This is a genomic window from Dysgonomonas mossii, assembly GCF_004569505.1.
In the GTDB taxonomy this organism is placed as follows: domain Bacteria; phylum Bacteroidota; class Bacteroidia; order Bacteroidales; family Dysgonomonadaceae; genus Dysgonomonas.
The window spans coordinates 232247-252745 of sequence record NZ_SPPK01000005.1; the positions used below are offsets into that span (position 1 = coordinate 232247).

Here is a 20499-nt window from a genome sequence, read left to right on the forward strand (position 1 = left end):
TCTTAAAAATAAGACAGGATTAGACCTAGTTATAATAATATAAACAAAAGAGATTGATTAATGTTCTTTGTAAATAGAATGTAAACAAGCATGTAGTCCGTATTTGTTACTATTTATTATGAGGATATGTAAAGTTAAAATGTTTCGATTTTTTTGATTAAAATTTGATCTTGGGACTTTCTCGAGAAATGAATCATTATTAATTCTCCAACTTTTTCTTTATAAGATTTATTTTTCCGCTGATGAAGTTTATATCGGTTTTATTTTTGGTGCAATTCAGCGACAACTCATAATTATGAATGGTCAAATTCCATTCTTCCATTTTTGCATAAAAGTGAGCCTTGGTGCTGAGATAGATAAACTCTGTTTCTTCGTTCATCATGTTTTCCATAGTAACTAGCTCAGGTAGCAGATCGTGCAGACTCTTAAAGTTACTTTCAGCAATAATTCTGTTTAGCTTTACTGAAATCGAATATGGTTCCATTTTTTCGAGTTGTTTATATAGATAAGCAATCGTTTTCCAGTCTGTTTTTTCATACGATTCGGAAGTGCAATGCATGGATGAAATCAAAGCTTCTAAATAATATTTATCTAAAGTTTGCTGGTGCTTCTTTGCTATTTCCAAGTAATAGAAACCTTCTTTTATTAAATCATTATTCCAAAGGGTTCTGTTCTGATTCTCCAACGATATCCACGTATCGTTCTCGGTTCGTGCAGGAAATCTTGAGGAGTTGAAAAACATACCTGCCAGCAGAGAATTGATTTCAGGGTTTTCGGGATGATACTGGTGTAATAATTTTCCTAGCCTGATGGCTTCAAAGCACAAGTCTAAATTTATGGTTCCGGCTCTTTGCGAACTTTTATATCCTTCATTGTAGAGCAGGTATATAATCTTAAGTAGATGGCTTAATTCCTCAATGGTCTGAATCTGAAAATCATCGTAAATTTCTGAAAATTCTTTGATCGTTTCTTTGCTCCTTAAAACAACTTTCTTGACGGTTTCTGTTTTAATGATCAGCGCATTGGCAATTTCCGAATAGTTGAATCCACAAAGGAAATAAAGTGAAATAATTAGCTTATTCCTTTCAGAGAAAGACGCTTTTGAAAAGAAAATCAATAATTTAAGTAAGCTGTCCTCTACTTCCTTTTCGGAGTATTCGTCATTGTCTTTTTCTGTGGATGCAAGGTAGTTGAGGTGCGTTTGTGCAATGTTTGATTGCCGGATTTTGTTCAGTAACTTGTTGTTTGCAACCCTATAAAGCCACGCAAAGGGATTCTCGGGAACTTCTCCAAACCTCCATGTATTTAGAGCTGTTTCGAAAGATTCTTGAACTGCGTCTAGTATATCCTCAATCTTATGATAGCCATACTTTTGAGATAAATAGGAAACCATCTTTCCATAATGTTCTCTGAAAAGATGGCTCGTAAGTGTTTTTATATTTTCGTCAGTGTTGTTCTTCATCAGTGTTGATGATTCTACGGATTTCTAGGGTTGCTCCACGTTTCAAATCGGGACAGCCTTTTGCCAGTTCTTTTGCTTCGTCTAAAGAGTTGGCAAGGAGGAAATAATAGCCGCTCACACACTCTTTGGTTTCAACATAAGGACCGTCTGTAGCAATACCATCTTTCAAGGTAACACCAGCAGAATCGAGGGGATTTCCATCTTTAAAGTTCCCGTTCTCGACTAGCGTTTCTACCCATTTGATGTGTTCCTGAATGTCTGCTTGCATATCTTCTACGGACAGATCTCCATAATCTGCATTTTCCCGAATTAGTAATAAAAATTCTTTCATTATTTTTTATTCTAAGTTAATAATTCTGTTATGTACTTATAAGACAATCGGGTGTTTAATTTCGGGACAAAGTATTTAGATTTTTTTCTGAGATTCCCTTTTTTATTATCTATTGTTACCGGTAGGTGTAAATATAGAATGTTTTTTAATAAAAAAAGCACCGAATTTTAAAATTCGGTGCTTTTCGTATAAATGGATATTTAAGAATATTTTGGTTTTCGTCCACTCCGTCCTTTATTCTTATCAGAGTGTTTTGGTGAATTATAATCAGAGCTTTTTCGTGTTCCGATATCTGAGCGAGTGCTGAAGTTTTTACGGCCTCTATCTCCGCCACGGTCTTTAGCGTTTCCGCCTCCTCCGCCCTGAGCTACCTCTACAGAAATACGTCGTCCGTTCTGTTCTTGTTTGCTCATGGATTTTATAACTTTTTGCGCATCTTTTTCAGGCACTTCGAAGAAAGAGAAGTTTTGCATTATGTCAATACGTCCGATATTTACCTTTTCCGGAACATAGTCGTTAACAAGTCCCATCAGCGTTGCTGGATTTACATTGTCGGTACGTCCTACATTAATAAACAAACGAGAGTACCCTCTTTCGGCAGAGCGTCCGCCGGATGAACGATCCGAGCGGTCTGAGCGATCGGAACGATCTCTGTCTTTACGTTTAGGGAATGACTTATCATCGCGAGACGAACGTTCGGATGGTGATTCTATTTCTTGTGCATCGCGGTAGTAATCGATAAGACGATTGAACTCAAGTGCTACTACACGTTTAATGATATCTTCTTTTTCGAGCCAATCGAGTTTTCTGTAAACAGAAGGAAGTATGTTTGAGATTTCATCTTCATTTACTTTTACTTTCTCTATTCTGTCTACCAGACTGAACAACTGTTTTTCGCAAATAGCTTCGCCCGAAGGTATAGCTCCCTGCTCAAACTTTTTGTTGATTATTTTTTCAATCTCTCTTACTTTTCCTTTTTCTTTTACGTGGATAATTGCGATAGAAGTACCTGTTTTTCCGGCACGACCGGTACGTCCACTTCTATGAGTATATGACTCTATATCATCCGGCAAACCATAATTGATAACGTGTGTCAAGCTATCTACATCCAGTCCTCTTGCTGCTACGTCTGTAGCTACAAGCAACTGTATGTTTTTTATGCGGAATTTTTGCATCACATAGTCACGCTGAGCTTGAGACAGATCACCGTGCAGAGAGTCTGCATTATAACCATCTTGTATCAGCTTGTCGGCAATTTCTTGTGTCTCGCGACGGGTACGGCAAAATATAATTCCGTATATATTCGGATAGTAGTCTGCTATGCGTTTTAATGCCAGATATTTATCTTTAGCATGAACAAGATAGTATACATGCTTCACGCTGTTCGAACCTTCGTTCTTTCTTCCGATAGTAATTTCTTTCGGGTTCTGCATGTATTTTTTTGTGATCTTAGCTATTTCTTTAGGCATAGTAGCCGAGAATAACAGCATCAATCTCTCATCCGGCACTTTAGATAATATCTCGTCGATACTTTCCATGAATCCCATGTTAAGCATTTCGTCCGACTCATCGAGTACTACATATTTTACATTCGATAACTCTACTGTTCTACGGTTGATAAGGTCAATCAGTCGTCCCGGAGTAGCAACAATAATCTGTACGCCTCTCTTTAGTGATTTTATCTGACTCTCGATACTTGATCCTCCATATACGGGAAGGACTCTTAGGTTATCTATATATTTTGAATAATCGGATAAGTCTCCTGCTATTTGCAGACATAGTTCACGTGTAGGACAAAGGATAAGTGCCTGAGGAACGTTCTGGTTTGTATCTATTTTTTGTAATATAGGAAGACCAAAAGCTGCGGTCTTTCCTGTTCCGGTTTGCGCGAGCGCAATTACATCATTCGTTTCGCCAAGCAAATATGGAATCACTTCTTCTTGCACAGGCATTGGGTTCTCATAACCCATTTCTTCGATTGCTTTGCGAATATTCGCGGCAACCCCTAACTCTTCAAATGTTTTCATTAAAAATTTTCAAATATCTTTTGTGGTAAAAAGCCCTTCATTTTTTTTGACTTACTCCCACCCCAAAATTATTCGACATAAGAGAGCCTGTCAAAAGGACGCGCAAAGGTAGTAATTAGTTTTCAAGTTTTTACAATAATTGGGTAATAACTTTGTTTTAACTGTCTTATAAAGGCTAGATAGTGATATAAATAGAAGGTCTAAATTCGATGTAATTTTGTAGTATAGCTCTCTTTTTGTTCGTTCGGATACGCTTGTGCATAAATATTTAACAAAACTAAAGCTGTTGTCAAATTAAAGAATAAAATGCTATTTTTGTAGCTTGATGTAAAAAACACATTTTCAGAAACTATAAAATCGCATATCTATTAAATTTGAAATAATATGAAGAAATTTTTACTTTTCTCTTTTGCTTCTTGTGTCATGCTAAGTCCAATGGCTTTGTCGGCACAGAAAAAAACTTCGGCACAAAAGCAGCCTCTAAAAGCAGGTGTTGCAGCGGCCAAACCTGTTCTTAAGACAGAGATGGACTCATTGTCTTATATGTTTGGCGCCAGTCTTTACGAGCAAGGATTGTCTATGTATCTACGCCAACTTGGTGTGGTTGCCGATACTACAGGAGTGGAGTCTGCAATGAAGCGTGATTCTATTTTGAACGCTAATAAGAGTAACAGATCTGAGTTTATTGCAGGGTTAAAAGCAGGATTGGATGCTCCTGAGGCAAAAAATGCATACAACACAGGTCTTTCGGTAGGGGGGCAAATCCTGAAACAAATGATGCCGGGGCTTTTGCAGCAGATGTATGGTGAAGGGTATACAGAAAAGTTTAACAATGAGGCTTTTGTGTCAGCGATGTATACTGCTATGAGTGGCGGTACTTTTGATATAGAGAATCCGGCAGAAGCATTCAACGAAAAAATGCAGGATGCTCAAGCTAAGATGCAGGCAAAACAAGAAGAGGCACAGAAAGCTCAGTATGCCGATCAGATAGCTGAGGGCGATAAGTTTATGGAAGAAAATAAGGCGAAGGATGGGGTTGTGACTTTACCTAGCGGCTTGCAATATAAGGTTATCACAAATGGTACAGGAGAAAAACCAACAGCTACTGATCGTGTGAAAGTTCATTATCACGGTACATTGATGGATGGTACTGTGTTCGATAGTAGTGTGGAACGTGGAGAGCCTACTGTTTTCGGCGTTGGTCAGGTGATAAAAGGATGGACAGAGGCTCTGGAATTGATGCCGGTTGGTTCGAAATGGATTCTGTATATCCCTTACGATCTTGCTTACGGAGGAAGAGATGCAGGCAAAATCAAACCATTCTCTAATCTTATATTTGAAGTGGAGCTTCTTGAAATAGAAAAATAATTTCTGAGAAATTAAGATATAGAAGGTCGCTTTGTTTAGAAGGCGACCTTTTTACATCCTATTCTTTTTGATGTATTTAAAGAACTCTCAGACTCAAAATATTGTTTAATCTATTATAAGTATTAATGATAATAACGAAACAAAACTATTAAAGATGAAAAAACTGATTTCGTTTTTGATTATATCTGTTGTATTCATCTCTTGTGGGATGTTTAAGACTCTTGATTTAAGTAAATTGAGAACGGGTATGACAAAAGAGCAGGTGGTGCAAGCTGTTGGTGACCCTAGCCGCATATTAGCTGTGAATAATACGCAGAATGGATATCAGGAGGTTTTGGAATACAGAACCCCAAGAAATGAGGTTTATGCTTTGGAATTTATTGATGACTATCTTGTAGGGTATGAATTCTTATACGAGGATGTGGAATATATAGCTCCGGCTCCTCCGATGATATTACCGGACTATGGCAGACCTATCTATATCGATCGTCCTAGTCGTCCAAGCAGACCTAGTCGCCCTAGCCGTCCTGAAACAGATCGTCCCGGAAACTCAAGCTCCGGTCGTCCTAGTCGTCCGGGAGAAGCAACTCGTCCCGGAAATTCCAGTTCGGGTAGACCTACTACGCCTAATGAGCCAACAAGGCCTGAGCGTCCATCAAACGAACGTCCATCCAATGAGCGTCCGGCAGCAAGACCAAACGAAAGTACTCGTCCATCTACATCTACTAGCGGAAGACCAGCTAACACAAACGATAAGAGTAGTGGAAGAAGTGCAGAGAAAAAAACAGAAGAAAGTAGTTCTTCAAGCGCAACAAGAGAAAGATAATCTAAAGATTTCGGATACAAATAAAAAGAGACTGATTCCTATACAGAATCAGTCTCTTTTTATTTAGTGATGTTTATATTATCTTTTCTTCTTTGTGCTGTTCGATTTGTTTCTCTCGTTCAGCTGTTGCTGTTGTATACGTTGAGCCTCTGCCAGACGTGCCATAAAGCCAGATTTCTTTTTCGGCTTAGCTTTATTTGCTTCCAACTTAGCTAAAACTTTTTCTTCGTTGATAATGTAACGGAAAGCAATAGTAAGCAATATTGTAATCAATAGTGAAAGGAAGTAATAGTATGTAAGTCCTGACGGATAGTCATTCAACATAAACAAGAATATAAGCGGCATCAGATACATCATCCATTTCATACCCGGCATTTGTTGTTGTCCGGTATTGGTCATCTCCATATTGAACTTTGTATAGATGATATTCGTAATGGTCATCAGAATACAGAATAGACTGATATGAGTTCCAATCAATGGGATATGATTTTTCCATTCAAAGATGGCATCATAAGTTGATAAATCGGTAGCCCACAAGAAGCTTTGCTGACGCAATTCTATCGCATTAGGGAAGAACGAGAACAAGGCGATCAATATCGGCATCTGAAGCAACATCGGTACACAGCCACTCATCGGATTGACCCCCGCCTTGCTATAGAGAGCCATTGTAGCCTGTTGTTTTTCCATTGCTTGTTCCTGCTTCGGATACTTCTCGTTTATTTCTTCTACCTGAGGGCGTAGAACACGCATTTTGGCAGAAGACATAAATGACTTGTATGTCAGAGGGGAAATTACTAATTTAACAATGATTGTTAGTAGTAAGATTACAATACCCATAGATAGTCCGGTATTGCTCAATAAATTAAATATAGGAACTATAAAGTATTGATTAACCCAACGGAATAAAGTCCAACCCAGTGGAACCAGTTTGTCTAAATCCAGTTCTTTGTTTGCGTCTTTAACATTACTGTCATAGTTCTTCAACAAAGAGTAAGACATTGGTCCTAGGTAGTAAGAGAATCCTGCTGTGATGCTCTCTGGTGCTGCTCCCGGTTTTGCAGGTACATATAGTGTTGCTTCAAAGCTTTTCAGATACTCGCTATTTTCGTCCGTTTGCAAAACTTTCGAGTTAAGGAGAGCCGTCTCTATTTTGTCATCAGCAATTAGGATTGGAGCAAAGAATTGATTTTTGAAGGCGATCCATTTTGCAGGCTCTTTAACTTCTATTTCTTCATTTTTATCACTGCTCATTTCCTTTACATCGCCACCCACATATTTGTAAGTGAGATGAGAATAACGCTGTTCGTTCTTCACGCTTTTCTCTTGTCTGCGCATTCTCTGTGACCACTTCATCTCGAATACATCGTTATAGGTACGGGCTAGCATCGGCTGCATGCCTACCATATTGATGTCGTATTTCATCATGTAGTCGTCATCAGCCAGTTTGTACACAAAATCGATATACTGGCTGTCTGAGTATGCATAGCGCATGATCAGCGAGTTGTCACCTTCTTTTTGTATAGGAGTAAATATCAATTTGCCTGTACTCAAAACCTTCTGTTGCTTGTTGGTCAGCAATAAGGTAAAGTCGGCATCATTGTTGAATAGGTAAAGAGAGTCGGTATTCTTCTTGTCGTCTCTGTTGTAGCTCATGTAGTCCTTGAGCTGAACACGAACCATTCGTCCTCCTTTGGTAGAAAATGTAGCTTTTAGTTTGCTGTTTTCAAGGGTTATGAATTGTTCCGTTTTTTGTTCTGCTGATGGAAGCGAGTCGGTAACTGCTACAGTAGAGTCGCTTTGCTGAGCGGAAGCACTGAAGAAATCGTCAATCTTCTCGGTCTTTTTTTCAACTACAGAGGTGTCTATTTTATTTTCTTGCTCACGTTGTAGAGTTTGAGCATATTCGATAGAATCTTTTATGCGCTGTTGCTTCTGGCGTTCGATGTCTTCCGACGAAGGCCTACTCAATAATGTGAATCCAATAATTACGGCTGCGATCAGGATAAACCCGGTAATCGTATTCTTGTCCATTTATAATTATATGTTTTATTCCTTTCTTATTTTTTTTCTTTATTATCTACAACGGCTTTTATAAAGCTTAAAAACAATGGATTGGGTGAAACAACTGTGCTATTATATTCCGGATGGAATTGTACGCCTAAGTACCATTTTTTTCCGGGAATTTCTACCACTTCCACAAGATCCATTTCCGGATTGATTCCTGTGCACTTCATTCCATTCTTTTCAAAGTCTTCTCTGAAATCGTTATTGAATTCAAAGCGATGGCGATGACGTTCTTCTATCATCTTTTTGCCATAAGCTTTGTATACAAGAGAACCTTTTTCCAATTCGCATTTATATGCTCCAAGACGCATTGTGCCTCCCATATTGGTGATATTCTTTTGCTCTTCCATCAGGTCTATCACCTTAAATGGAGTATGATTGTTCATCTCGGTAGAATTGGCTTCTTCAAGTCCTAATACATTACGAGCGAATTCAACAACCATACATTGCATACCCAGACAAACTCCAAATGTAGGAACGTCATGTTCGCGGGCATATTTTAATGCATGGATTTTACCCTCCATTCCTCTTTGTCCAAATCCCGGAGCAATAAGTATGCCATCCATTGATGACAGTGTTTTCTCTATATTCTCTTCGGTCAGTTTGTCAGATAGTATAAAGTGGAGGTCGAGCTTATGTTCGTTATATGTTGCCGCTTGCAGCAACGATTCGTTGATAGATTTGTATGCATCGGGTAGCTCAACATACTTACCTACTAGTCCTATTTTAATTGTACTTTTGGCATGTTTTTTCTTGCTTAAGAAGTCACGCCAAGGTTGCATTTCAGGTTTTTCTCCTATTGGCATTCCTAATTTACGAAGAACTATTTCGTCCATATTCTGTTCCTGCATCTTGAGAGGAACTTCATAAATAGTAGATACATCGACAGACTGTACCACAGCGTCTACTTCTACATTACAAAATAGAGCAACCTTACGCAATATATCTTTATTCAACGGATGTTCGGTACGCAGAACAAGCATGTCAGGCTGTACCCCTTCCGATTGTAATTGTTTTACGGAGTGCTGTGTTGGTTTTGTTTTTACCTCTTTTGCCGCTGCAATATAAGGAACATAAGTAAGGTGTACACACAGGCAGTTTTTGCCTAATTCCCAACGCAACTGGCGTACGCTTTCGATAAAAGGAAGTGACTCTATGTCACCTACTGTACCTCCAATTTCGGTGATAACAAAATCATAGTTGTATTTTGTACCCAACATTTTGATGTTGCGCTTAATCTCATCTGTGATATGAGGTACGATCTGAACAGTTTTACCCAGATAATCACCTTTCCTTTCTTTGTTGATCACATTCTGATAGATGCGTCCTGTGGTGATGTTGTTATCTTTATGTGTAGGCTGATTCAGAAATCTTTCATAGTGTCCCAAATCGAGATCGGCTTCATGTCCGTCAACGGTTACATAGCATTCGCCATGCTCGTAAGGGTTTAGTGTACCGGGGTCGATGTTGATGTAGGGGTCTAATTTCTGGATAGTTACTTTATAACCTCTGGCTTGTAGTAGTTTACCTAGTGAGGATGCTATAATACCTTTACCTAAGGAAGATATGACTCCTCCTGTAACAAATATATACTTCGTATTAGCCACGACTTTACGTTTTATTTTTTTAGACTCTAAAAAGAAAGGACAAAAGTAAGAAAAATATTTGGATACTCATTGCAAAATAAGAGTAGTCGAATCCTTAAAATGAAAATAATTATTAAAGAATTTATCTCTTTGGTTTTGACTTGCAGTCTATTAGGAGAGATGAAAAATGCCTAAAGTATAAACAGGTAATATTGAATAGCTTTTTTGAGGGTATGGTTGGAATGTAAAATATCATTATTCCATACATTCCTTGTATATTTGTATAGAGTAAAAAAATGAAGAGCATGAGCCAAAAAGTATATGATTGTATCGTTGTAGGAGGGGGCATAAGTGGGGTTACTTTTGCACACTATCTGAAAAAAGAAGGTAAAACCGTATTGGTCTTGGAGAAAAATAAGAATACCGGAGGGCAATTGCAAACAGGACATCTCTCTGCTCAACCCGACTTCTGGTACGAGCTTGGGTCTCATACCTGCTACAATTCATATACCAGCCTGTTGTCTATCGTGAAAGAAATACGAAGAACAGATATAATATTACCTCTCGGAAAATTCAGTTATGTGCTCCATGCTTCGGGTAAGATAAAAAGTATTATGTCGGAAGTATCCAAGCTATCATGTCTACTTCACTTTCCGAAGTATTTCTTTTCAGATAAAGCCGGGAAAACCACCCGCGAATATTTTCGTCCTATAGTAGGGGCTTCTAATTATGACAGGTTATTTACGAATGCTTTCAAAGCTGTGATCTGTCAACCGGCGGATGATTATCCTGCGGAAATATTTCTTAAAAAGAGAGACAAAAGAGAAAAGGATATTTCCCGACGCTTTACATTCAAAGGTGGCTTATCGTCCTTTATCAATGCAGTAATAGAAAGCGGAGATCTTGAAGTTAATACTTTAAGTGAAGTGATTGATATAAAGAAAGAAGGTGATGTCTTTTTACTTTCAACAGCAAACGGGCAAATCTTTTATGCACGAAATATTGCTATGGCGGCAAATCCGAAAGTGAGCTCTAGTCTGCTGAAGGATATAGAACCGGAGTTAGCCGGATTGTTATCCTCCATCCCGATATTTGCTTCCGAATCTTTGAACATTACCATAAAGAAAGATAAAATAGAGCTGAAAGAAATAGCAGGAATTATTCCTTTGTCAGACGATTTCCTTTCGGCAGTATCGAGAGATCTGATAGAGAATGGCGAGTATAGAAGCTTTACTTTTCACTTTGAGAAAGGCAAAAAATTAGAGAAAGAAAAGCTGGAGCTAATATGTAGCGTGTTGAATATTCAACAATCTGATATAATAGAGACTTCATTCATAGAACATAGTTTGCCTGCAATGCGATTGGAGCATTTGCATATGGATAAGAAAGTACAGGCTATGCGAAAGAACGATCGTGTTTATCTACTGGGCAATTACTACTACGGTTTGTCTTTGGAAGATTGTGTGAACAGGTCTAAGAATGAATTTGAGAGATTTAAGAGCAACTTGTAATTCTTTATAAATCTAAAGGGAGTGAAGAAGGATATTCTTCACTCCCTTAGGATGATATTGTATCTTATTTACTTGGTTTCAGTATGTAGGTAATTTCTTTAGCTCCTGTCAACGCATCATGAGATAGAGCATATCCATTCAATGTTTTGCCGTCAACTCTCACTTCTTTTATATAATTTGCCGCTACATCCTGAGGTTTAATCACATTGATAACAACCTTATCCGACTTATAGTACTTAGGATCAAGCTTTATTGTTATTTTGCTGAATGTAGGAGTTGTCAGTGTATAGTCTGGTTTTCCCGGACATTCGGGATACATGCCCATCATGCTGAATACAGCCCAACCCGATATAGTACCTGTGTCATCATTGCCTGGAAGTCCTCCCGGTGTATTCGTGAAATGCTTGGCTAGTATCTCTGTAACAAGCTTTTGTGTCCGCCATTCTTCTCCTTTGATCTGGCTAAACAGGTACGGATAGTGTATGTCAGGCTCATTTGTTACGTCGAAATAACCGTTGTCGAATACTGCTTGTAGCTTATCTACAAAGCTTTTCTTGCCTCCCATCAACTTGATAAGTCCTGGGATATCGTGCGGAACAGCAAATGTATAATTCCATGCATTCCCTTCGTGGAAACCCGGATTAGGTTCAAAATTCGCACCTTGTAACGGGCTGAAAGGAGTTAAGAATTCTCCGTTAGGCAAGATTGGTCTGAATGTACCATATTCTTTGCTGTAGTAATGCTTATAGCCTAGCGAACGTTTATAAAACCTCTCTGCATCTTCTTTTTTGCCCAAAGAGTTTGCCAATTCGGCTAATGTCCAGTCTGCCATATAATACTCTAAGGCATGAGAAACAGAGTTGTCATATTTTTCTCTTAATGGCACATAGCCCAGTTTCATATAATCATCATTATCGGGACGGAGTAAGTTTTGAGGTCCCGGAGTTGTTGCAGACTTTATAAAAGCCTCGTATGCTGTATTGATATCAAAATCTCTTAATCCTTTCATCCATGTGTCTGTAATTACAGGGATGGCAGGGTCGCCTTCCATCGTTAGCGATTCGCGAGAATATAATTCCCATTTTGGCATCCAGCCCGACTCTTTATACATATCTATCATGGTGCGTACCATCTGCAACTGACGATCGGGATACAAGAGGGTCATCATCTGGTGCAGGTTGCGGTATGTATCCCACAATGAATATACGGTATAGCGGTTTTCTTTTGTTGTTTTTATCTCCGAGCTTTCCATTGCCGGATATTGTCCGTTTACATCTTGTAAAATATTCGGGTGGATAAGCATGTGGTAAAGCCCTGTATAGAATACTACCTTTTGGTCTTCTGTGCCTCCTTCTACAAGGATGCGTGAGAGGTCGTCGTTCCACATTTTGCGTGCTGCAAGTCGGATAGCATTGAAGTCTGGTTTTGGTTGTTCTTTCTCGAGATTCTGGCGTGCATTCTCCATGCTAACAAAAGAAACTCCCATTTGCACTTCTACTGTTTCTCCTTCTGCGCAGTCGAAAGTGAAATAAGCACCTACATCATCGCCGGCTATTTCTTTTTCGTATTTTGTATAAATCTTATATGTTCCTGCATCTTTGTTCCAGTCTTTTTCCCAGTCTCCTCCGGGGCGTTGGAATTTCCAGTAACCCGATTTTTGTGGAGCTTTGCTTACACGCATCACAAAGTAAATAGGGAATACAGCCTGATTCTGAGTATAACAGAATGTTCCGAGTAGTTTCGTCCCTTCTATTTCCGTGTCGCTAACTTTGCGAACCATCGCACCTGTTTCGTTTGTAAGACCCTCTCCTAAATTGAGCAAAATATGATTCTGCCCTTTAGGAAATGTGAAACGGGCTATACCTACCCGTGGTGTTGCACTAACTTCAGTTTTGATATTGTACTTGGTCAAGAAATTAGTATAATATCCCGGAGTTGCTTTTTCATCTTTGTACTTACTCCCGTATTTTTTATAATCTACTTCCAGTTCGCCACTTATAGGCATCAAGAGTAGGCTGCTCATATCGGGACATCCCACACCACTGAGGTTGACATGCGCATAACCGGTAAATACGCTATTGTCGTACGAATAGGGAGTAGACCACCATCCGGTGTCTTTGTCTCTTTTGTTTTCGGGAGAGCCCATTACATTGAATGGTGTTACCGACATAAATCCTTGAGGACACATCGCTCCGGGGTTCGTTGTTCCGTAGTTTGTTGTTCCTATAAATGGATTTACATAGTCGACAGGATCTGTTTGAGCAGACAGGCTGGCTGTTGCTAGTGCTATGCTTATTGTTAATAGTATTCTTTTCATTTGTTTATTTTTTGTCACACTGGGTGACAGGGTATTATCTAAAAAAGGTGACAAAAGTAACAGGTTTTCACTCATTCTTATTTGTCACCTTTTGTGTTACATTTATTATCTAATACTAGATAAATTACTATTTACTTTTTGTATTGTAACCTTCAGCTACGATGTTGTAGTTGGCGATACTTTTAGGTATATCCAATTCTACTAATCTTTTTTCTCCGCCAAGCAAGTTAATATATCCATCAGAGAAGTAAGCAGGGAGTAATATCTCTTTAGAGTTTTTGTTCACTACATTTAGTTTTACCGCAACTGCTAATGTTTTCGATGGATTTGATACCTCTACCCATGTTTTACCTTTGCTGCTGATCGTTTTAATAATTACTGTTGTTGACGGTAACGTATTTATGGCTTCGTATGATTTTTTATCTCCATTTGTCATCCAGTAATCATTGATTGATAGCACTTTCCCTTTTGCATCTTTTAGCTCAAGGCGTGCCAGATACAACTGAGGTAAGTTATTTCCTTTTTCGGGAACAAAACATTTCGTTGCTGAGTTTGCTTTTGCGTCTAATTTTATATTCTTCTTATATAATTCTTTTCCTTGAAGATCGATGAAGCGCAGACCGGCAGTTACAGACTTGTAATCATTCAATGTTGTATTAATAATCATAACATCATTTTCTGGCAAATTCATTTGTATGTGAATAGGCTCGCATGCTTTTTTTGCACCGAAATAAGATCCCGGTGTTTCGTAATCGTAAGTATATGTTTGCCATATCATACTTGGCCATGCCGGGTGGCTCATCCAAAGGATAAGTCCTGTGGTATTGTTCCACATTTTGCTGTTCCATGCTTCGAGCATATTGCGCCACGCATCGTAAGTTACAAATTGCGATTTGCGTGAAAAATCTTCCATGCTTTCTGCTTTTCCATAGCGGTCTACAGCATTGATAAAGTCTCCGAAATTCTGAGTCGTATGGTGCAGATCATGATAAGCCCATACGTCATTGATAGGCCACTGGTCTTCCCGTGCAATAAATTTACGGATTGTATTTGCCGTAGGGATTGCATAGCTTCCCATTTCGGTATTGAATCCTTTCGCATTCTCGGTATAATATTTGGATGGGTCTTTGAAGTATCCCCAAGGGCCGCTGGTTCCCATATTCAAGAAGCGAGATTGTCCGTGATAGTGGCGTGTAGGGTCTTCTTTAGCCATCATTGCAGAGATGCTCTCTTCTAATTGTTTAGGAGCAAATCCTTCGTTGCGAGGACACCAAACTGCTATAGATGGGTGGTTGCGGAAGCGACGAACTGCATCTGTCGCATTTTTCACAAATAGAGGAAAATCGCTAGGTTCTACCGTATCGTCCGTTGTAATCCAGAAGTCATTCCATACAAGCATGCCGTATTCGTCGCATAATGCGTAGAAATCCTCTTCGGTTGTTTCTCCTGTCCAGTTGCGAATAATGTTGAAGTTTGCATCTTTGTGCAGTCTGATATATGGTTCAAGACGTTCTCTTGATACACGTTTCATGCCATCGTCCATACCCCAGTTGCCACCACGGCAGAAAATTCTTACTCCGTTTACTCTTATCGCAAAAAATGGACCTACAGGATCATCGCTCGATAGAGGTTGTAACCCGGAGGTGTCTGCATCCTTAGCAATGGTAGGGAGGTTGTTGTCTTTGGTGAATGCAACACGATTAATATAGTCGAATACTGGTTTTCCTTTGTTTACTGTTTCATTTGGAGTATAAAGAACACGCTTGTTTTGGCTGTTGTCGTTTACCATCAGTTCGTACGACATTTCTCTTATCCCAAATTTCAGGGATTTTGTGTCCGATACCTTATTGTTTGCTTGTACGGTTAATTCCAGATTATATAACTCAGGCCTCCCGTAACCGTTTGGCCACCACAAACGTGGGTTTTTTATATTCAGTTCTTTAAACTGCTCCGGAGTAAATGTTATCTCTTTTTCTTCGTTCGCAGCCAACGTAAAAGGTAGCGATATGTTTATATTTTCAATTTTAGCCGTTAGCGTACCATTGACAGTTTTAGAGGTAATATTTCTTACAATATTTTTTATTGATATTTTGGCTTGTGTGGTATCGGGAAGTAAAATATCTGTGGTTACAAGAGGATCACCGATAATGATATCGCCCCCGACTTTTAGTCTTACATCTTGCCAGATGCCCGTGTTACGGTCACGTATTCCGGGAATCCAGTCCCATCCTATCGAAGAGATAAATGTAGGTCCATCTGTACTGAGTACTCCTCCGTTTAGTCCCTGTCCGGCAATCATAGATTGTTCGTGAGGGATACCCGGATTGTGTGGAGGAAAAACATGAACAGCAAGGATGTTTTCTCCATTTTTATTTACAAGATCTGTTATATTAAACTCACCCCGGATAAAAGCACCTTTCATATCTCCCAGGCTTTTTCCGTTGAGGTATATATCCGCTTTGTAGTTGATGCCATTGAAAAGTAAGCGCAGTTGGTTGCCTTCAATATCTTTTGGCACTGTAAACTTACATCTGTACCACCAGTCGGTGCGACTTAGTGATTCAGGTATATTCATATTATTCAACCCGAAATAAGGGTCGGCGTACACTCCTTGATTGACAAGAGTGGTAAGCACTGTACCCGGAACAGTTGCATTATACCATGCAGAAGTGCTATATTGAGGGTCGAAAATAGATTTGTTCGACGCCATTGCTGTTTTTCCGTCTGTCATTTCCCATCCGTCCGAGATAATCCATTCTCCGCTTTGTACAGGGACAAGGGCTGTTGGTATATTCCTTTTTGCGACTCTTTCTGATGTTTGAAAGGGGGCTTTTCCTTTAGGTAATTCAGATTGGGGTTGTGGTTGCTTCAAGCCTGTCCAGAGTTGACCCGGAATAAAATCTTGAGCGTTGATTTGTACCAATGACATTAGCATTAATATCATCAAACTTACATAGAATTTCGAATGTCTTTTATTGAACATAAGTAAGGTATTAATAGGTTATAAATTATATTTCATCATTATTTTAGAGAATAAGATCTCTCAATAAAGCAATGCAATATTTCTAGTGTGTCGGAATAATGCTATTCTAAATAATAACAATTAGAAGTGCTCTTGCCCTAGTGGACAAAGGTAATATTTTTTGGTGATGTGTAGATCAGTCATTTATATAATAATGGTAAAATGGACGGTGAGTGAAACAAAAAAGGGAGTAATTCATATTACTCCCTTGTCGAAATTATGCAATTAAGCGATTTTTATTTCTTTTCGTTTCCGTACCGTTTTTTTGTTTTTTCTTTTCACAAAAAAGATGTAGTAACCTGTCAGTGGAAGGCTTGCCCCGATAAGGGCGAATATACAGGTGAATATTTTTGACCATATCCCCCAATAGTTTCCTACATGGAGAGAATACACCCAAGCCCATATTTTGGTAGTGCCTTCCTGATCCTTAAATAAGGTTGTAGCTGTGATCTCTCCTGTTTTTTTGTCAAACTTGTATTGGTCTGTAGCTCGTGATGTAACAGATGATTTCAGGTGAACCGCTGCAGAACCGTCTTGCACCCGTATATACTCATAATCAGGATTTGATGTCTGTAAAGAATTGAATACCGTTTGCCAATTAGCTACATTCAATTCTTTCTTTTCTTCCTGTTGTCCGCCACGTGCACCTCTTCCGCCTCCGTGTCCTCCGGATTCGGCGACTTCCACTCCAAAGAGCCTGAACAATCCATTTCGATACCATTCGAACGACCAAACCATGCCTGTAAGTGCGCAGATAAGTAATACTAAACAAGCATATACTCCGAGTACATTGTGCATATCGTAAAAGAGGCGTTTGCGTCCTTTTCTGAATTGAATTTTGAAGCGGCTTCTATTCCATCTTTTTGGCATCCAGACAATAACCCCCGAAATAAGAATGAATACGAAAATAAGCGTAGAGATTCCTACCGTATATTTACCCCATGTGCGGCTGCCATCCATCAGCCAGCGATGTAGTACCATGATGGTATAGAAGGTGCTTTCCTGAAATTTATACATTCCCGTCACTTCTCCGGTATACTGGTTGACAAATGCGGTGATCCTGAATCCTTCGGCTAAGGTCATGCGGTAAGTGCGCTTGGGGTCGTCTGATATCTGTACACTTGCTACAGAATTACTATCTAATTGAGCGTTTACTTTTGGGATGAGCTCTTCCAACGGCATAGGCTTTTCCTTTACCACATCTACAAAGTAGTGAGAGGGATTGGATAGCTCTAATATCTCGTCCTGAAAAACAAGAATCGCTCCTGTAAGGCAAACAATTGTAATTATAATTCCTACAGGAAGGGAAAGCCATTTATGGAGTTTTTTTAAGAATGGTCTCATATACTATTATTAAGCGTTTATAAAGAAAAATTCCGGTGAGTTAGCACTGCTAAGACACCGGAATCAAACTATCATCAAAGTTAAGTAATTCTTTAAACTATCATCATTACAAAGGTCGGTGTTTTAATACTATCCTACAATCACAATAAATGATGATATTTGTGTCGTTCAATCACAATAAATAGTGATTAAAAGCGATAAGATACTACTCCGGCAAAGTTGCGAGGGTCGATCTGGTTGATGTAGCCTCCACGGAAATATGAATTGTATCCAAGCTCGTCAAATATATTATTGAAGAACACGCGTGCCGTCACTTTCTTGTATGTATATGCTACCTGTGCATTTACTGTTGTATAGGCAGGCATATCAAATGGTTTTACACCAATCGGAGAGCCATGTCCATCAGGAGCAAGACTGTACTCATTAACAGGGCGTTTTCCTACATAGTATGTACCTACTCCGATGGATAAGCCTTTAACTGCACCCCTGTCAACTGTATAGTATATCCATCCGTTAGCTGTATGCTTTGGTGCATTCATCGGAGCTGAGCCGTTTACATACGAAGGGCTGTCTGCATATCTGGCATTCAGGTAAGCATATCCTAGCATTACTTGCAGGTTGTTTAAGATTCGTCCGTTTAGTTCCACTTCTATACCCTCTCTTTTCAATGTTCCTGCTTTATAGTAATAGTTGGTTGGGGTATTCGTACCTTCTATATATGCAGCATTGGTCAGGTTTTCTGTTTTGATGTTGAAATATGTAAAATTGAAGCGCAGCCTGTTGTCTAGCCAATCCGATTTGAATCCTACTTCCCATTGTTTTGTTGTCGATGGGCCGGCCTGCGTTACGCTGTCGGTTAGGATTTGCGCTGCAGATCTCAGGCTGGTGCTGGTGGTATAAGATCCGAATATATTTACATTCTTGATAGGGGTAACCATCAAACCTAACATCGGATTCCATGCGTCGCCTATTGTTGTTCCTGCAGTAGCGTTGATCGTAGAGATAGAACTGTAACGAAGACCAAGTATAACTTTGAGGTATTCATTTATTGTCATCACCTCCTGCGCCATGATTCCGTACGTTGTATATTTAGCCTGTACGGGATCACCGGCTCCTTTCAATGCCAATTTTGAAGGAACATCATTTGGAATTTTATTAGCTAATATGTCAATCGTATCTACGACCATTGAGCCCAGGTTTGTTGTGGTAGCATCCGCAATTCTGTAGTCGAAGCCGACCTGGAATGTATGTTTTATCGAACCTGTGTATACATCCTTTCCAACGAAATCTAATTGGAATGTTGAGTTTTTATCATCACGCAAATTACGTGAAATAGCGCGTTGTTTGATATTGTAATCTGTAGGGCGGCTTTTAAGGGCGCTTAATCCGGTGGATGTGTTATCCACATTATAAGACGAATTGAAATAAGCAGCTCTTAAACTGATTTTATCAGCTAGTTGACGAGTGATACGCGCAGCATAACTTAAAGTTTTGCTGTTGGTATTATCTTCTCTAAATCCTAAAAACTTACTGTAAGGCATGTCATACAGAGCTTCTTTGTCGGCTCCTGCGAGATTTACTGTACTTGTTACCGGAGTTCTGTTTTCATTCATATAATCCAGTTCCAATGTTACAGTTGTTTTGTCATCCGGCCGCCATTCTAACGATGGATTAATATATACCTTATTTGAAGATACTATTGCTCTGTAATTATCAGCACGCTCATAAGCTCCGTTCAGACGGAAAGCGATTGTGTTTTTATTATCTAGAACAGTTTGTACATCGAATGTCGGACGAACCTGTCCCCAGCTGCCTACACGTACTCCAACTTCACCACCATTTACAAATTTAGGCGTTTTAGTAACTACGTTTATTACACCTCCGGCATTACCTAAGTCAGTTATAACTCCTTGAGTGATAGCTGCAGACCCTTTTATCACTTGTATGCTCTCCACACCCATCATGTCAGTCTGTATCGAAGCCGTTTGGAACTGAGAGTCTGTTCTTACACCGTTCTTCAGGACCGGAATTCCGCGAAACCCGCGAAGTGACATACTTTCTTTTACGCCACCGTAAGAACCAAACAGTGTTACACCCGGCACATTTCTTACTGCATCTGTAATAGTAAGGGCTCCTTGTTCAGCAATTACCTTATCGGAAATTACAGATATACTTTGTATCTGTTCGCTAGGGCGTAATGGCATACGTGTGATAGCATCCAGCTTTTCGGGTTGCTTGTATCGTTCGCCGAATACTTCAATCTCGCTTAGGTTTGCATTCGAAATCATATCAAACTGGATATGAAATTCTTCATTATTTTTTAGGTCTACTTTCTTTTCATTGTTATTGTATCCTACAAAGCTTACTACCAGAGTAAGTTCCCTTTTAGGGAGGTTTGTAAATCTAAATTTTCCTGATTCGTCAGTAGATACGCCTTTTTGTAATTCTTTGATCGCTACAGTAGCAGATGCTATAGGATCTCCATTTTCGTCGAGTACCCTTCCTTTTATAACTTGAGCACTAACAATTGTAATGCCTATGATTAGAAAAAGAAATAGAGTAATGATCTTCTTCATAGTTGATATATATATAGTTTATACGTTAATAGATAAAATTATTCGACGGCAAAGGTCTTTATAAT

12 protein-coding genes are annotated in these 20499 nt (G+C 39.2%); 3 read left to right on the top strand and 9 right to left on the bottom strand.

The annotated features are described in order from the left end of the window. Nucleotides 1-199 precede the first annotated feature (199 nt). The 3 genes from E4T88_RS14830 to E4T88_RS14840 all read right to left on the bottom strand — a co-directional run bounded on the left by E4T88_RS14830 (nt 200) and on the right by E4T88_RS14840 (nt 3820). Nucleotides 200-1462: an RNA polymerase sigma factor gene (locus tag E4T88_RS14830; RefSeq protein WP_135106773.1), complete on the bottom strand. Its 1263-nt coding sequence runs from the start codon at nt 1460-1462 to the stop codon at nt 200-202. Then, complete coding sequence (locus E4T88_RS14835; protein WP_135106775.1) at nt 1446-1793, bottom strand: YciI family protein; 348 nt, start codon at nt 1791-1793, stop codon at nt 1446-1448. The genes E4T88_RS14830 and E4T88_RS14835 overlap by 17 nt, the downstream gene beginning before the upstream one ends. A gap of 200 nt (nt 1794-1993) precedes the next feature. Beyond that, the gene (locus E4T88_RS14840; protein WP_135106777.1) at nt 1994-3820 is read right to left on the bottom strand and encodes a DEAD/DEAH box helicase; all 1827 of its coding nucleotides are present in this window, start codon (nt 3818-3820) and stop codon (nt 1994-1996) included. A 384-nt stretch (nt 3821-4204) separates the two neighbouring features. Between E4T88_RS14840 and bamJ the strand changes: the two genes are divergently transcribed. Next, a complete protein-coding gene (gene bamJ, locus E4T88_RS14845) occupies nt 4205-5188 on the top strand; it encodes a BamJ family beta-barrel-assembly machinery protein (protein WP_135106779.1) in 984 nt (327 codons plus the stop codon). Nucleotides 5189-5342: 154 nt separating this feature from the next. Next, nucleotides 5343-6014, top strand: coding sequence for an outer membrane protein assembly factor BamE domain-containing protein (gene bamE, locus E4T88_RS14850; RefSeq protein WP_135106781.1), 672 nt, complete (start codon nt 5343-5345; stop codon nt 6012-6014). A 78-nt stretch (nt 6015-6092) separates the two neighbouring features. Here the strand turns inward: bamE and yidC are convergent, their stop codons facing one another. Next, the gene (yidC, locus tag E4T88_RS14855; protein ID WP_135106783.1) at nt 6093-8045 is read right to left on the bottom strand and encodes a membrane protein insertase YidC; all 1953 of its coding nucleotides are present in this window, start codon (nt 8043-8045) and stop codon (nt 6093-6095) included. Nucleotides 8046-8071: 26 nt separating this feature from the next. Further along, nucleotides 8072-9685: a CTP synthase gene (pyrG, locus tag E4T88_RS14860; protein WP_135106785.1), complete on the bottom strand. Its 1614-nt coding sequence runs from the start codon at nt 9683-9685 to the stop codon at nt 8072-8074. Between the two features lie 284 nt (nt 9686-9969). On the opposite strand from pyrG, the gene E4T88_RS14865 reads away from it, so the two are divergent. Further along, nucleotides 9970-11175, top strand: coding sequence for a protoporphyrinogen/coproporphyrinogen oxidase (locus E4T88_RS14865; RefSeq protein WP_135106787.1), 1206 nt, complete (start codon nt 9970-9972; stop codon nt 11173-11175). A 64-nt stretch (nt 11176-11239) separates the two neighbouring features. Here the strand turns inward: E4T88_RS14865 and E4T88_RS14870 are convergent, their stop codons facing one another. The 4 genes from E4T88_RS14870 to E4T88_RS14885 all read right to left on the bottom strand — a co-directional run bounded on the left by E4T88_RS14870 (nt 11240) and on the right by E4T88_RS14885 (nt 20434). Beyond that, the gene (locus tag E4T88_RS14870) at nt 11240-13492 is read right to left on the bottom strand and encodes a GH92 family glycosyl hydrolase (RefSeq protein WP_135106789.1); all 2253 of its coding nucleotides are present in this window, start codon (nt 13490-13492) and stop codon (nt 11240-11242) included. Between the two features lie 127 nt (nt 13493-13619). Further along, nucleotides 13620-16475, bottom strand: a complete 2856-nt coding sequence (locus tag E4T88_RS14875) for a glycoside hydrolase family 2 protein (protein ID WP_135106791.1) — start codon at nt 16473-16475, stop codon at nt 13620-13622. Nucleotides 16476-16739: 264 nt separating this feature from the next. Then, the gene (locus tag E4T88_RS14880) at nt 16740-17858 is read right to left on the bottom strand and encodes a PepSY-associated TM helix domain-containing protein (RefSeq protein WP_135106793.1); all 1119 of its coding nucleotides are present in this window, start codon (nt 17856-17858) and stop codon (nt 16740-16742) included. A 188-nt stretch (nt 17859-18046) separates the two neighbouring features. Further along, the gene (locus E4T88_RS14885; protein WP_135106795.1) at nt 18047-20434 is read right to left on the bottom strand and encodes a TonB-dependent receptor; all 2388 of its coding nucleotides are present in this window, start codon (nt 20432-20434) and stop codon (nt 18047-18049) included. Between the last annotated feature and the right edge of the window lie 65 nt (nt 20435-20499).